This is a genomic window from Nocardia canadensis (assembly GCF_032656385.1).
GTDB classification, from domain to species: domain Bacteria; phylum Actinomycetota; class Actinomycetes; order Mycobacteriales; family Mycobacteriaceae; genus Nocardia; species Nocardia canadensis.
The window spans coordinates 1-14,678 of the sequence record NZ_JAVCWB010000003.1 but is presented as its reverse complement, the minus strand read 5'-3'; the positions used below and the strand labels follow the sequence as shown (position 1 = coordinate 14,678).

General features: G+C 66.0%; 11 protein-coding genes and 2 rRNA genes. 4 read left to right on the top strand and 9 right to left on the bottom strand.

Annotated elements, in window-relative coordinates; all coding sequences use genetic code 11:
• The first annotated feature begins 59 nt into the window (after nucleotides 1-59).
• Nucleotides 60-2,060, top strand: coding sequence for an alpha-1,4-glucan--maltose-1-phosphate maltosyltransferase (locus Q7X29_RS08395; RefSeq protein WP_316573721.1), 2,001 nt, complete (start codon nucleotides 60-62; stop codon nucleotides 2,058-2,060).
• Complete coding sequence (gene glgB / locus Q7X29_RS08390; RefSeq protein WP_316573720.1) at nucleotides 2,060-4,216, top strand: 1,4-alpha-glucan branching protein GlgB; 2,157 nt, start codon at nucleotides 2,060-2,062, stop codon at nucleotides 4,214-4,216. Before Q7X29_RS08395 ends, glgB begins: the two co-directional genes overlap by 1 nt.
• Here the strand turns inward: glgB and Q7X29_RS08385 are convergent.
• The 5 genes from Q7X29_RS08385 to Q7X29_RS08365 all read right to left on the bottom strand — a co-directional run bounded on the left by Q7X29_RS08385 (nucleotide 4,213) and on the right by Q7X29_RS08365 (nucleotide 8,403).
• Nucleotides 4,213-4,605 carry a nitroreductase/quinone reductase family protein gene (locus Q7X29_RS08385; protein ID WP_218716784.1) on the bottom strand — a complete coding sequence of 131 codons (393 nt, stop codon included), beginning with the start codon at nucleotides 4,603-4,605 and terminating at the stop codon, nucleotides 4,213-4,215. The two genes, glgB and Q7X29_RS08385, sit on opposite strands and share 4 nt — an antisense overlap.
• Before the next feature lie 27 nt (nucleotides 4,606-4,632).
• Entirely contained in the window at nucleotides 4,633-5,718 is a 1,086-nt protein-coding gene (locus Q7X29_RS08380) for a class I SAM-dependent methyltransferase (protein ID WP_316573719.1), read from the bottom strand.
• Between the two features lie 103 nt (nucleotides 5,719-5,821).
• Complete coding sequence (locus tag Q7X29_RS08375; RefSeq protein ID WP_218716811.1) at nucleotides 5,822-6,685, bottom strand: tetratricopeptide repeat protein; 864 nt, start codon at nucleotides 6,683-6,685, stop codon at nucleotides 5,822-5,824.
• A 61-nt stretch (nucleotides 6,686-6,746) separates the two neighbouring features.
• Nucleotides 6,747-7,124: a DUF3817 domain-containing protein gene (locus Q7X29_RS08370; RefSeq protein WP_218716782.1), complete on the bottom strand. Its 378-nt coding sequence runs from the start codon at nucleotides 7,122-7,124 to the stop codon at nucleotides 6,747-6,749.
• 94 nt (nucleotides 7,125-7,218) lie between these two features.
• The gene (locus Q7X29_RS08365) at nucleotides 7,219-8,403 is read right to left on the bottom strand and encodes an acetyl-CoA C-acetyltransferase (protein WP_218716781.1); all 1,185 of its coding nucleotides are present in this window, start codon (nucleotides 8,401-8,403) and stop codon (nucleotides 7,219-7,221) included.
• A gap of 126 nt (nucleotides 8,404-8,529) precedes the next feature.
• Here Q7X29_RS08365 and mce point away from each other — a divergent pair, with 126 nt between their 5' ends.
• Nucleotides 8,530-8,991, top strand: a complete 462-nt coding sequence (gene mce, locus Q7X29_RS08360) for a methylmalonyl-CoA epimerase (RefSeq protein WP_218716780.1) — start codon at nucleotides 8,530-8,532, stop codon at nucleotides 8,989-8,991.
• 86 nt (nucleotides 8,992-9,077) lie between these two features.
• On the top strand, nucleotides 9,078-10,085 hold the full coding sequence (locus Q7X29_RS08355) for a coiled-coil domain-containing protein (RefSeq protein ID WP_030204204.1): 1,008 nt from the start codon (nucleotides 9,078-9,080) through the stop codon (nucleotides 10,083-10,085).
• 98 nt (nucleotides 10,086-10,183) lie between these two features.
• On the opposite strand, the gene Q7X29_RS08350 is transcribed toward Q7X29_RS08355, so the two are convergent.
• The 4 genes from Q7X29_RS08350 to Q7X29_RS08335 form a co-directional block, all read right to left on the bottom strand.
• Nucleotides 10,184-10,474 (bottom strand): ATP/GTP-binding protein, encoded by a 291-nt coding sequence (locus Q7X29_RS08350; protein WP_218716779.1) that lies wholly within the window; start codon nucleotides 10,472-10,474, stop codon nucleotides 10,184-10,186.
• A gap of 10 nt (nucleotides 10,475-10,484) precedes the next feature.
• Nucleotides 10,485-11,228: an endonuclease NucS gene (nucS, locus tag Q7X29_RS08345; protein ID WP_218716778.1), complete on the bottom strand. Its 744-nt coding sequence runs from the start codon at nucleotides 11,226-11,228 to the stop codon at nucleotides 10,485-10,487.
• A 76-nt stretch (nucleotides 11,229-11,304) separates the two neighbouring features.
• A 5S ribosomal RNA gene (gene rrf, locus Q7X29_RS08340) occupies nucleotides 11,305-11,421 on the bottom strand.
• Between the two features lie 120 nt (nucleotides 11,422-11,541).
• Nucleotides 11,542-14,655 (bottom strand): 23S ribosomal RNA (locus Q7X29_RS08335).
• Nucleotides 14,656-14,678: the final 23 nt, after the last annotated feature.

Here is a 14,678-nt window from a genome sequence, read left to right as displayed (position 1 = left end):
CTGATCAGTGGGCTGCGGCGCTCAGCGCCCGGCCGCCGGAAATGCAGTAGGTTTGTGCGGTGACCGGCCGGATTGCCATAGATGACATCGCCCCGTCCATCCCCGGCGGCCGCCCGGCCAAGGCCGCCGTCGGCGAGGTGTTTCCCGTCCGCGCCGTGGTGTGGCGCGAGGGGCACGATGCCGTGGCGGCGACGCTGGCGGTGCGCGCGCCCGGCTCGTCGCGGATCACCCGCCTGCGGATGACGCCCGACTACGAGCCCGACGTCTTCAACGGCCTGTTCACCCCGCACACCCCTGGCGTGTGGACCTTCCGTATCGAGGGCTGGAGCGATCCGATCGCCACCTGGCGCTCGGCCGTGGAGGCCAAGCTGGCGGTCGGCCAGACCGCCCTCGACCTGGCCAACGATCTCGAGATCGGCGCCACCCTGTTCGAACGGGCCGCCCAGGCGGTGCCGAAGAAGCAGTTCGAACGGTTGCGCGCCGCCGCCACCGCCCTGCGCGGCGACGAGCAACTGCCCGCCCGGGTCGCGCCGGCGTTCAGCGAGGAGGTCGCCGAGATCCTGCGCGCGACCCCGCTGCGCGAGATGGTCACCCGCGGCGCCCAGCAATCGGTGCTGGTCGAGCGCAGGCGCGCGCTGGTCGGCTCGTGGTACGAGTTCTTCCCGCGCTCGACCGGCGGACGCGATGCCGACGGCAAGCCGGTGCACGGCACCTTCGCCACCGCCGCCCGCGAACTCCCCCGCATCGCCGGGATGGGCTTCGATGTCGTCTATCTGCCGCCGATCCACCCCGTCGGCGAGATCAATCGCAAGGGCCGCAACAACGCGCTCACCACCGAACCGGGCGACGTCGGTTCGCCGTGGGCCATCGGCTCGGCCGACGGCGGCCACGACACCACCAACCCGCTGCTCGGCACCGAAGCCGATTTCGTCGACTTCGTCGCCACCGCGACGGATCTCGGTCTCGAGGTCGCGATCGACCTGGCCCTGCAATGCGCGCCCGACCACCCGTGGGTGCGGGCGCATCCGGAGTGGTTCACCACCCTGCCCGACGGCACCATCGCCTTCGCGGAGAACCCGCCGAAGAAGTACCAGGACATCTACCCGGTCAACTTCGACAACGACCCCGACGGCCTCTACGCCGAGGTGCTGCGAGTGGTCCGGCACTGGATCGGCTTGGGCGTCACCATCTTCCGCGTCGACAACCCGCACACCAAGCCCGCCGACTTCTGGGAGTGGCTGATCGCGCAGGTGCGCCGCACCGACCCCGACGTGATCTTCCTGTCCGAGGCGTTCACCCGCCCGGCCCGGCTCTACGGACTCGCGCGACGCGGGTTCAGCCAGTCCTACACCTACTTCACCTGGCGCGTGTTCAAGTGGGAGCTGGCCGAATTCGGCGCCGAACTCGCCGCCAAGGCCGACGAGGCCAGGCCGAACCTGTTCGTGAACACCCCCGACATCCTGCACGAGAGCCTGCAGCACGGCGGACCGGGCATGTTCGCCCTGCGCGCCGTCCTGGCCGCGACACTCGCGCCCACCTGGGGCGTGTACTCCGGCTACGAGCTGTTCGAGCACGAGGCCGTGCGCCCCGGCAGCGAGGAGTACCTGGACTCGGAGAAATACGAACTGCGCCCCCGCGATTTCACCGGCGCGCTGGCCCGCGGCGAGTCCCTGGAACCGTGGCTGACCAGGCTCAACGAGATCCGTCGTGCCCATCCCGCGCTACAGCAGTTGCGCTGCATCCACTTCCACGAGATCGACAACGACGCGCTGCTGGCCTACTCCAAGATCGATCCGGCCTCCGGCGACGCGGTGCTTGTGATCGTCAACCTGAACCCCTACGGCGCCGAGCAGGGCCACATCTCGCTCGACCTGCCCGCGATCGGCCGCGAGTGGCACGACCACCCGGTGGTCTTCGACGAGGTCAGCGGCGAGGAATACCACTGGGGCCAGCACAATTTCGTGCGGCTCGATCCCGCCAGGGCGCCCGCGCACATTCTCGCCCTGCCCGCCGTGCCCGCGGCCGCCCGTGCTCCGCTGGCCTATCGCCGGACGTTCTGATGAAACGCCGCGACCTGATGCTGCTGGCAGCGGGCACCCACCCCGACCCGCACACCGTCCTGGGCGCGCACCCGCACCCGGACGGCACCGCGGTGCGGGTGCTGCGCCCACACGCCGACTCGGTGACGATCCTGGTCGGCGGCGCCGAACATCCGCTGAAGTCACTGGGGCACGGCGTGTTCGCCGCCGTCCTGCCGTATCCGCAGGTCGACGACTACCGCGTGCGCACCGCCTACCCCGGCGGTCAGACAGTGATCACCGCCGACGGCTACCGCTTCCTGCCCACCGTCGGCGAATTCGACCTGCACCTCATCGGCGAGGGCCGCCATACCCGGCTGTGGGAAGTGCTCGGCGCGCACCCACGCCACTACACCACCCTCGACGGCGACGTCGACGGCACCTCGTTCGCCGTGTGGGCGCCGAATGCCCGCGGCGTCACCGTCTTCGGCGATTTCGACCACTGGAGCGGCAGTTACGCGCCGATGCGCGCGCTCGGATCGTCCGGGGTGTGGGAGGTGTTCGTGCCCGGTGTCGGGCCGGGCACGCGCTACAAGTACCGGGTACACGGCGCCGACGGCCGGGTCGTCGATCACGCCGACCCGCTGGCCTTCGCGACCGAGGTCCCGCCGGCGACCGCCTCGGTGGTCAGCCGCGCCGACCACATGTGGACCGACAGCGCCTGGCTGGACCGCCGTGCCGCCGCCGACGCCACCCGCTCCCCCATGAGCGTCTACGAGGTGCACCTCGGCTCGTGGCGCCCCGGCCTCGGTTATCGCGAAGTGGCCGAACAGCTGGCCGATTACGTGCGCGCGACCGGGTTCACCCACGTCGAACTGCTGCCGGTCGCCGAACACCCGTTCGGCGGATCCTGGGGCTACCAGGTCACCTCCTACTACGCCCCCACCTCCCGCTTCGGCACCCCCGACGACTTCCGCTGGTTCGTCGACCACCTGCACAACGCCGGGATCGGCGTGCTGCTCGACTGGGTGCCCGCGCACTTCCCGCGCGACGAATGGGCGCTGGCCCGCTTCGACGGCACCCCGCTCTACGAGCACCCCGACCCCCGTCGTGGCGAGCAACTCGATTGGGGCACTTACGTTTTCGACTTCGGCCGAAACGAGGTGCGCAACTTCCTGGTGGCCAATGCCGCCTTCTGGATCGAGGAGTTCCACATCGACGGCCTACGCGTCGACGCGGTCGCCTCCATGCTCTACCTCGACTACTCGCGCCCCGAGGGCGGCTGGGAGCTGAACATCTACGGCGGCCGGGAGAATCTGGAAGCCGTCGACTTCCTCCAGGAACTCAACGACACCGTGCACCGCGCGTATCCCGGCGTGGTGACCGTCGCCGAGGAGTCGACCACCTGGCCCGGGGTCACCCGCGGCACCGACGTCGGCGGTCTCGGGTTCACCATGAAGTGGAACATGGGCTGGATGCACGACACCCTCGGCTACCTGGGCCGCGACCCGATCCACCGGTCCTGGCACCACAACGAGATGACGTTCTCGCTGGTCTACGCGTGGAGCGAGAACTACGTGCTGCCGATCAGCCACGACGAGGTCGTGCACGGCAAGGGCACGCTCTGGACGCGGATGCCCGGCGACGACTTCGCCAAGGCGAGCGGCGTGCGCGCGCTGCTGGCCTACATGTGGGCACACCCCGGCAAGCAGCTGCTGTTCATGGGCCAGGAGTTCGGCCAGTTCCGGGAGTGGGACAACGATCGCGGCCTGGACTGGCAGGAACTGGAAAACCCGCTGCACCAGGGCATCTCGACCATGATCGGCGATCTCAACCGCACCTACACCGCGCACCCGGCACTGTGGAGTCAGGACACCACGCCCGGCGGGCACTCCTGGATCGAGGCCGACGACAGCGCCGCGAACGTCTTCGCGTTCCTGCGCTGGGGTGCCGACGGCAGCGCGGTCGCCTGCGTCTTCAACTTCTCCGGGTCGACCAGGGAGAACTACCGGATCGGCCTGCCGCACACCGGCGTCTGGCGCGAGGTCCTCAACACCGACGCCCAGGAGTACGGCGGATCCGGCGTCGGCAACCTCGGCGGGGTGCGGGCCGAGGACACCCCGTGGCACGGCCGTCCCGCCTCGGCCACCGTCACCATGGCCGCCAACAGCGCGGTCTGGCTGGCCGCCGAGCGCTAGTCGGCCAGATCGATCCGGATCGTCAGCAGGTCGGTGCCGACCGCGCGCACGGCGGCGCTGTTGTGACGCGGCAGCTCGCGCAGCCGGGCGCGCGGGTCGTCGTCGGGCACCAGGTGGGCGACGCCGCGGTGCCAGCGCCCCCGCAGCCGCACCCGGACCCGGTTGTCGGCCAGGATGTTGCGGACATACTGTGAGCGCTCGCCGAATTCGGAGACCAGCCAGAACTGGTCACCGACACGGCGCCCGCCGATCGGCGTGGTCCGCGGCTGCCCGCTCACCCGCCCGGTGGTCTCGAGCAGTTGATGGCGGGGCAGTCGACGCACGACCACGTTGAGCGGCCGCTGGAACGCGGTCACGATCCGATGCTGAATGTCCTTCTTGGAGCCCATGTTCCGACCGTAGCAGCGGCCGGCGCCTCAGCCCTTGCGCGCGATGTAGTAGGTATTGAGCGGGTCGCCGTCGACGTGACTGGTGCTGACCTCGGTGAAGCCGGCGTCGGCGAGCATCGACAGCGCGCGCTGTTCGCCCCACACCGTGCCGAGCCCGTCCCCGCCCTGGCCCAGCGACACCGACATGCAATGCATCGTCGACACCGCGTACAGGAACGGACCGAGCGGCAGGTCCAGGTTCTCCTCCAGCCTGCTGGAGGCATGCACGTCCACCATCAGGAAGACACCGTCCGGACGCAGCGCGGCCGCGATGTTGGCCAGTACCTCGGCCGGATGCGCCTGATCGTGGATCGCGTCGAAGACGGTGATCAGATCACACGATTCCGGTGCGTCGAGCGCGGCGACGTCCTGCACGACGAACTCCACATTGCGCAGGCCGATCGCTCGCGCCTCGGCCCTGGCCGCTTCGATCGCGTCCAGGGAGAAGTCGTAGCCGGTGAACCGGCTCGCCGGGAACGCCCGCGCCATCAGGTTCACCGCGTGCCCGCTGCCGCAGGCGATGTCGGCCACGTCCATCCCCATCAGCAGCCGATCGGTGAGGCCGGGCGCCATCGGCAGGATCACCTGGATCAGCGCGGCGTCGAACACTTCGGCGCTCTCCTCGGCCATCAGCGCGTGGAACCGGACATAGTCCTCGTAGGCCAGGCCGCCCCCGATCCGGAATCGTTCGACGATCTTGGGTTCCACCTCGCCGAGCTGGGCGATGAACTGCATGACGCGGGCCAGGTTGTCCGGGCCGGCGGCCCTGGTCAGGCTCGCCGCGTGCGCGGGCGGCAGGGTGTAGGTGGCGGTCGGCGGGTCGTAGCGCACGATGCCCGCGGTGGTGACGGCGCCGAGCCACTCCCGCACGTAGCGCTCGTTCAGGTTCGCCGCCGCGGCGAGCTCCTGGCTGGTCGCGCCGGGGTTGGCCGCCATGGTGTCGAACAGTCCGACCTGGTGGCCCATGCTGATCATCAGCGCGGTGCTCGCGTGGTCGAGCACCTCGATCATCGATCCCGCGAAGGCTTCCACCTCTGCCTGATCGACCGAGCCCGAGTGGTCGAGTGAGGTCATGTCGTTCTCCTCGAGTCAGCTCGCGGCCGGTGCCGCGGGTCTACCCGGGGATACGACGAGGCCGCCCCGGCAGTTCAGCCGGGACGGCCTCGGATCTCGTGCGTCAGTACAGTGCGGTGGCCAGCTTGCGCCGGGCCGCGACCACGAAGGGCTCGGCCGGGTCGAACAGCTCGAACAGTTCGAGCAGCCGGGTGCGGGCCCTGGTGCGGTCCTCGCCCGCGGTGCGCTTGATGGCGGCGATGATCCGCTCGAACGCGGCCTCGGGGCGCTGCTCGAGCAGTTCCACATCGGCGGCGTCGAGGGCGGCGTCCAGGTTCGCCGGGTCGGCGTCGGCGGTGGCGACCACGGCCGGATCGAGCTGCTGGGCCCTGGTCAGGAAGCGCAGCTGGCGCAGGGCCGCCTTGGCTTCCTCGTTGCCGGGCTCCTCGGTCAGGATCGCCTCGTAGGCCGCCTCGGCGCCGGCGATGTCACCCTCGGCGAGCGCGTCCTCGGCGGCGGTGAAGCGCGGGTCCTCGACCTCGGGCGCCGCGCCGGCGGCGTTCGGGTCGCCCTCGAGTTTGCCCGCGGTCGCGTCCAGCACCGCGTCGATCCACTGGCGGACCTGCGCCTCGGGCTGGGCGCCCTCGAAATCGGCCAGCGGCTGCCCGCCCGCCACCGCGATCACCGTGGGGATGCCCTGCACCCGCAGCGCCTGCACGATGTTCATGTTCGCTTCGGCTTCGATGGCGGCCAGGTCCCAGCCGCCGCGATCGTCGGCGTTGAGCCGCTCGAGCGTGCGGATCAGCTCGACGCTGCCCGGGCTGCGCTGCGAGAACAGCGCGACCACGACGGGCACCTGCATCGAGCGCCGGATGACCTTGGCTTCGAAATCCGCCTCGGTGACCATATGGTTCCCCGGGGCCGCAGCCGCCCCGCCGGGAGCGGCGGGCGGCTGCTTCAGCGCGGACAGATCCACCGCGCCGGACATGGCGGCGGCGACGGCGGGCGAAGGACGACGGGCAGCGGGTCGAGTCACGCTTTCCAGTTTGTCACGAAGCCGTCGGCGCGGCTGCCGGGGAGCCCTTGCTCGCGTCGGCGCTCAGTTCGCCCAGCTGACCGGTCCGCACGGCCCAGATCTCGAAGGCCACGGTGAACAGCGGCGGAATGCTCGACGCCAGCGCCAGCACGGTGGTCTTCCAGCCCCAGTTCAGTTCCCGCGCGGCCAGCAGCGCGGTGATGACGAACAGGACGAAGATCGCGCCGTGTACCGGGCCGAAGATCTTCACGCCGATCTCGTTGCCCTCGGCGGGCAGGTACTTGAACGCCATACCGGTCAGCAGACCGATCCACGACAGCGCTTCGAGCACCGCGAAGAACCGGAAACGACTGGCAGTGGACCGCAGATCGAAGAAACCCATACCAGCCATTGTGCAGCATGATCTACGACACCACGTAGTTGGACCGCTCACACGCACGGGCCCCGCGCTCGACAGCGCGGGGCCCGTGCGTACGGATGAAAAATCAGGCGGGCACGCGGATGATCAGCGCGTCGCCCTGACCGCCGCCACCGCACAGCGCGGCGGCGCCGACGCCGCCACCGCGACGCTTCAGCTCCAGCGCCAGGTGCAGCAGGATGCGCGCACCCGACATGCCCAGCGGGTGGCCGATGGAGATGGCGCCACCGTTGACGTTGACCTTCTCCGGGTCGAAGCCCAGCTTCTTGGTCGAGGACACCCCGACGGCCGCGAAGGCCTCGTTGATCTCGATCAGGTCCAGGTCGGCAGGGGTGATGCCCTCCTTCGCGCACGCGGCGAGGATGGCGTTGGCCGGCTGATCCTGCAGGGTCGAGTCCGGACCGGCGACCTGACCGGCGGCGCCGATCTCGGCGATCCACTCCAGACCCAGCTCCTCGGCCTTGGCCTTGCTCATCACGATCACCGCGGCCGCGCCGTCGGAGATCTGCGAGGCGGTGCCCGCGGTCACGGTGCCGTCCTTGCGGAAGGCCGGACGCAGCTTGCCCAGCGACTCGACGGTGGTGTCGGCGCGGATGCCCTCGTCCTCGCTGACGTAGATCGGGTCGCCCTTGCGCTGCGGCACGGCGACCGGCACGACCTCGTCGGTGAACAGCCCGTTCTTCCACGCGGCGGCGGCACGCTGGTGCGAAGCCGCGGCCAGCGCGTCCTGCTCCTCGCGGCTGACCTTGTCCAGGTCGTTGCGGTCCTCGGTCAGCAGACCCATCGCCTGATCGGTGATCACGTCGTGCAGGCCGTCGTAGGCCATGTGGTCGACCAGGGTGGTGTCGCCGTACTTGTGACCCTCACGGCTCTTGGGCAGCAGGTGCGGGGTCTGGCTCATCGACTCCATGCCGCCGGCCACGACGATCTCGTGCTCCCCGGCGCGGATCAGCTGATCGGCCAGCGCGATCGCGTTGATGCCCGACAGGCAGACCTTGTTGATCAGCAGCGAGGGCACATCCATCGGAATGCCCGCGGCGATCGCCGCCTGGCGGGCGGGCAGCTGCCCGGCACCGGCCTGCAGCACCTGACCGAGGATGACGTAGTCGACCTGCTCGGGCGCCACACCACCCTTCTCCAGCGCCGCCTTGATCGCGACACCGGCCAGATCCGAGGCCTTGAAGTCCTTCAGACCGCCCAGGAGCCTGCCGACCGGGGTACGCGCACCGGACACGATGACAGAAGTCGTCACGAAAGCCTCGCATTCATTGAGTCGAACCTCGCCGCGACGCACACAGCAGCGCACGTCAAGGGTTGCACTCAACGGTAACCGGTATCGGAGCACACCCGGCAGGCAGGTACGCGCTAGCTTCGAGGGGTGAGCAACGACAACATCATCCCCGCCGACTACGTCATCGCCGTCGACCACGTCGGCATCGCCGTGCCCGACCTGGACGCCGCCGTCGCCTGGTACACCGACAATCTCGGCATGGTCGAGACCCACCGCGAGGTCAACGAGGCCCAGGGCGTCGTCGAGGCGATGCTGTCGTGCCCCGCCGCGGCCGATCGCGCGACCGCCCTGCAGTTGCTGGCACCGCTGACCCCGGAGTCCACCATCGCCAAGTTCATCGACCGCAGCGGACCGGGTCTGCAGCAGCTGGCCTATCGGGTCACCGACATCGAGGCGGTTTCGGCCTTCCTACGCGGCCGCGGCCTGCGTTTGCTGTACGAAGCCCCTCGTCACGGCACCGCGGATTCGCGCATCAACTTCATCCATCCGAAGGATGCTGGCGGTGTGCTGGTGGAGCTTGTCGAGCCGAACCCGAATGTTACGCACTAGTAGGCGGATACGGTTGGTAAATCTCGGCGAGATCACAATCACGGTCGAGTCTCCATAGGCTCGCTCGAGGCTGTATTTTGTGTGCCATGTCGTCACCTGAGTCCGATCGCAATCGCTTCGTTGCACTGCCCTTCACCGTTGTGCGCAAGGGTTATGCGCAAGACGAGGTGCGCAACTACTTCGACCGCTTCGACGCCGAGCTCCGCGTCACCGCCACCGACCGGGATGCTGCCGCCGCGCAGGCCCGGAATCTCGCCAGCCAGCTGGAAGACGCGCGGGACGAGATCGACGAGCTCCGCAAGGAGGTCGACCGGCTTTCCGTGCCGCCGACCACCGCCGAAGGAATGTCCGACCGTATCTCGCGCATGCTGCGCCTGGCCTCGGACGAAGCGTCCGAGGTCCGTGCGCTGGCGCAGGCCGAAGCCGCCGAGATGGTGTCGATCGCCGAGCAGCAGGCCACCGAGATGCGTGGCAAGTACGAGTCGCTGCTCGCGGAGACCAAGGAGAAGCGCGAGGCGCTCGAGATCGAGTTCGAGCAAACCCTCGCGAACGCGCGCACCGAGTCCGCCAAGATCATCGAGGCCGCGCAGGCCGATGTGGAACGTCTCGGCAAGGAAGCCGAGGCCAAGCGCAAGGCCACCCAGCAGGACTTCGAGGCCACCATGAACGATCGGCGCACCAAGCTGACTCGTGCCATGGAGGAGCTCGAGGCCACCAGTCGCGCCGAGGCCGCCCAGCGGATCAAGGACGCGACCGACGAGTCGAACCGTCTCATCAGCTCCGCCACCCAGACCTCCGAGCGCAAGATCGCGCACGCGAAGGAACTGGCCGAGGAGATGCGCGTGCTGCGCGGCCGGGTCCTGGCCCAGCTGCTCGGTATCCGTGGTCAGCTCGACTCGGTGCCCGCCATGCTCGCCGCGGTCAACCGCGAGAGCGAGCTGCTCGACGGCGCCCCCGAGCGCAAGTCGATCAGCAACAACGGCAACAACAAGTCCGTGTCGGGCTCCCGCCAGACCAAGGCCATCCCCGAGGTCGCCGACGCCGACGAGGACATCGTCGACGAGGACCGCGAGAGCGCCGACATCAGCAACTGACGTCGGACCCGCGACGACATTGCTCCACCCTCATAGTTGAAGAACCGAAGGCCGCCTCGAATGTTCGAGGCGGCCTTCGGTTTTCGTGGTGTCCGGGCTCAGGACCAGCGGCGGGTGATGCCACGGGTGCGCCTGCCGTTCCAACAGCCCTGGTGCCAATGTCTACGGTCGTCCTCGCCGCCGTCGACGGCCCAGGCGACGATATGGGCGACCCCGGGCGCGATCTCGTGGTCGCAACCCGGACACCGGTAGGTCTTGACCGCCCTGGCGCCGGGAACGGTACGGACGATGTAGGTCTCCTCGCCCGGCCCGTCCTCGGTCCGCCCGTAGACGTCACCGATCGGCGCGGGCTCGCTACGTCGCCCTGAGCGAGGTTTACGTCGCGGCATGGTTCTCAGCCTAGAAGAGGCGGAAAACGTTGCTCTCCGTGCCACGCAGCTCGTCGTAATCGAGCGTGAGGCAGCGGATTCCCCGGTCCTCGGCCAGCGTTCGCGCCTGCGGCTTGATCTGCTGGGCCGCGAACACGCCGGCGACCGGCGCCAGCAGCGGATCGCGATTGAGCAGTTCGAGGTAGCGGGTGAGCTGTTCGACGCCGTCGATCTCGCCGCGCCGCTTGATCTCCACCGCCACGGTCGCGCCGTCGGCGTCACGGCACAGCAGGTCCACCGGGCCGATGGCGGTCATGTACTCGCGCCGGATGAGGGTGTACCCCTCGCCGAGCTTCGTCACGTGTTCGGCCAGCAGTTCCTGCAGGTGCGCTTCCACGCCGTCCTTCACCAGGCCGGGATCGATGCCGAGTTCGTGCGAGGAATCGTGCTCGATGTCCTCGATGGAGATGCGCAGTTCCTCACCGGCCTTGTTGGTCACCACCCACAGCGCCTTGATGTTGTCCGGCACCGCGGTCTTGTTCTCCCGCAGCGGCGTCACGCCGTCGGGCAGCTCCGCGGGGACCAGGGTCGCGATATCGCGCTCCTCCAGCCAGCACGGCGGGCTCATCCAGTTCAGCGGCTTGTACGAGCCGCCATCGGAGTGCACGAGCACCGAACCGTCGGCCTTGATCAGCAGCAACCGGCGAGCCATCGGAAGGTGGGCGGTCAGTCGGCCGACGTAGTCGACCTGGCAACGAGCAATGACAAGGCGCACCCAAGCACTGTAGGTGACGGGTCCGGGAACGCAAAAAGGCCCTCCAACCGTAGTTGGAGGGCCTTTCGCAATGATGTTCCGGCGGTGTCCTACTCTCCCACACCCTGTCGAGTGCAGTACCATCGGCGCAGGTGGCCTTAGCTTCCGGGTTCGGAATGGGACCGGGCGTTTCCCCACCGCTATAACCGCCGTAACTCTATGAAACTAGACAGCGCTCCCCACCCAGAAAGTAATCCCCTAAAGGACCACCCCTGGCGGGTGTGCTGCAGTGTCTGTTGTTTCAGATACCGCACAGTGGACGCGTAACACCTTCGATAGTAAGCCCTCGGCCTATTAGTACCAGTCACCTACACCAGTTACCTGGCTTCCAGTTCCGGCCTATCAACCCCATGGTCTGTAGGGGGCCTTAACCCATCAAGTGGGAGAGAAACCTCATCTTGGAACAGGCTTCCCGCTTAGATGCTTTCAGCGGTTATCCCTTCCGAACGTAGCCAACCAGCAGTGCTCCTGGCGGAACAACTGGCACACCAGAGGTTCGTCCGTCCCGGTCCTCTCGTACTAGGGACAGCCTTCCTCAAGTTTCTAACGCGCGCGGCGGATAGAGACCGAACTGTCTCACGACGTTCTAAACCCAGCTCGCGTGCCGCTTTAATGGGCGAACAGCCCAACCCTTGGGACCTACTCCAGCCCCAGGATGCGACGAGCCGACATCGAGGTGCCAAACCATCCCGTCGATATGGACTCTTGGGGAAGATCAGCCTGTTATCCCCGGGGTACCTTTTATCCGTTGAGCGACACCGCTTCCACTTGCCGGTGCCGGATCACTAGTCCCGACTTTCGTCCCTGCTCGAGCTGTCACTCTCACAGTCAAGCTCCCTTGTGCACTTGCACTCGACACCTGATTGCCAACCAGGCTGAGGGAACCTTTGGGCGCCTCCGTTACATTTTGGGAGGCAACCGCCCCAGTTAAACTACCCACCAGGCACTGTCCCTGAACCAGATCATGGTCCGAGGTTAGAAGTCCAATACGATCAGAGTGGTATTTCAACGACGACTCCACCTGAACTGGCGTCCAAGCTTCACAGTCTCCCACCTATCCTACACAAACCGTACCGAACACCAATACCAAGCTATAGTGAAGGTCCCGGGGTCTTTTCGTCCTGCCGCGCGTAACGAGCATCTTTACTCGTAATGCAATTTCGCCGAGTCTGTGGTTGAGACAGCAGAGAAGTCGTTACGCCATTCGTGCAGGTCGGAACTTACCCGACAAGGAATTTCGCTACCTTAGGATGGTTATAGTTACCACCGCCGTTTACCGGGGCTTAAATTCTCAGCTTCGCGCCGAAGCGCTAACCGGTCCTCTTAACCTTCCGGCACCGGGCAGGCGTCAGTCCGTATACATCGTCTTACGACTTCGCACGGACCTGTGTTTTTAGTAAACAGTCGCTTCTCTCTGGTCTCTGCGACCTTCCCCAGCTCTGAGTGCAAGACTCGTCACCAGGGCAGGTCCCCCTTCTCCCGAAGTTACGGGGGCATTTTGCCGAGTTCCTTAACCACAGTTCTCTCGATCGCCTTAGTATTCTCTACCTGACCACCTGTGTCGGTTTGGGGTACGGGCCGTGTACCAACTCACTAGAGGCTTTTCTCGGCAGCATAGGATCACTGAATTCACCACAACGGCTACGCATCACCTCTCAGGCTATATGTTGTGCGGATTTGCCTACACAACGCCCTACAGGCTTACACCAGGTATTCCATCACCTGGCCCAGCTACCTTCCTGCGTCACCCCATCGCTTACCTACTACAGCCAGGGTCGTATGCAGCCACATCCGGCCTCCCGAAGGAGGTCCATCCGCTTTTGGATACTTAGCACAACTGATTCGATATTTGGCGCGGATACACGGGTACGGGAATATCAACCCGTTGTCCATCGACTACGCCTGTCGGCCTCGCCTTAGGTCCCGACTCACCCTGGGCGGATTAACCTGGCCCAGGAACCCTTGGTCATTCGGCGGACGAGTTTCTCACTCGTCTTTCGCTACTCATGCCTGCATTCTCACTCCCGTGGCCTCCACAGCTGGATCACTCCGCTGCTTCCACGGCCACAGGACGCTCCCCTACCCATCCCAGCTCCTGGCTCGAAAGCAGGATAATGCTGAAATGCCGCGGCTTCGGCGGTGTACTTGAGCCCCGCTACATTGTCGGCGCAGGATCACTTGACCAGTGAGCTATTACGCACTCTTTCAAGGGTGGCTGCTTCTAAGCCAACCTCCTGGTTGTCTAAGCGACCCCACATCCTTTTCCACTTAGTACACGCTTAGGGGCCTTAGCCGGCGATCTGGGCTGTTTCCCTCTCGACTACGAAGCTTATCCCCCGCAGTCTCACTGCCACGCTCTCACACACCGGCATTCGGAGTTTGGCTGACTTCGGTAAGCTTGTGGGCCCCCTAGGCCATCCAGTAGCTCTACCTCCGGCGTGAAACACGTGACGCTGCACCTAAATGCATTTCGGGGAGAACCAGCTATCACGGAGTTTGATTGGCCTTTCACCCCTACCCACAGCTCATCCCCTCAGTTTTCAACCTAAGTGGGTTCGGGCCTCCACGACGTCTTACCGTCGCTTCACCCTGGCCATGGGTAGATCACTCCGCTTCGGGTCCATAATGTGCGACTAAAGGGCGCCCTATTCGGACTCGCTTTCGCTACGGCTACCCCACACGGGTTAACCTCGCCACACACCGATGACTCGCAGGCTCATTCTTCAAAAGGCACGCCATCACCCCACGCACAAGTACGAAGGCTCTGACGGATTGTAAGCGCACGGTTTCAGGTACTATTTCACTCCCCTCCCGGGGTACTTTTCACCTTTCCCTCACGGTACTAGTCCGCTATCGGTCACCAGGGAGTATTCAGGCTTACCGGGTGGTCCCGGCAGATTCACAGCAGATTTCACGGGCCCGCTGCTACTCGGGTATCACTCACGAGAGCCAACATGTTTTCGTCTACCGGACTATCACCGTCTATGGCAGGCCGTTCCAGACCACTTCGACTAACACATTGGTTTCTTACTCTCGCTTGATCCGGCAGAATCAAGAAGAATGACCCCACAACACCCCAAACGCAACCCCTGCCGGGTATCACACGCTTGAGGTTTAGCCTCATCCGCTTTCGCTCGCCACTACTCACGGAATCACTGTTGTTTTCTCTTCCTGTGGGTACTGAGATGTTTCACTTCCCCACGTTCCCTCCACACACCCTATATATTCAGATGCGGGTAACACGACATCACTCGTGCTGGGTTTCCCCATTCGGAAATCCTCGGATCTCAGCTCGGTTGACAGCTCCCCGAGGCTTATCGCAGCCTCCTACGTCCTTCATCGGCTCCTGGTGCCAAGGCATCCACCGTACGCTCTTAAACACTTACTAACAAAGATGCTCGCGTCCACTGT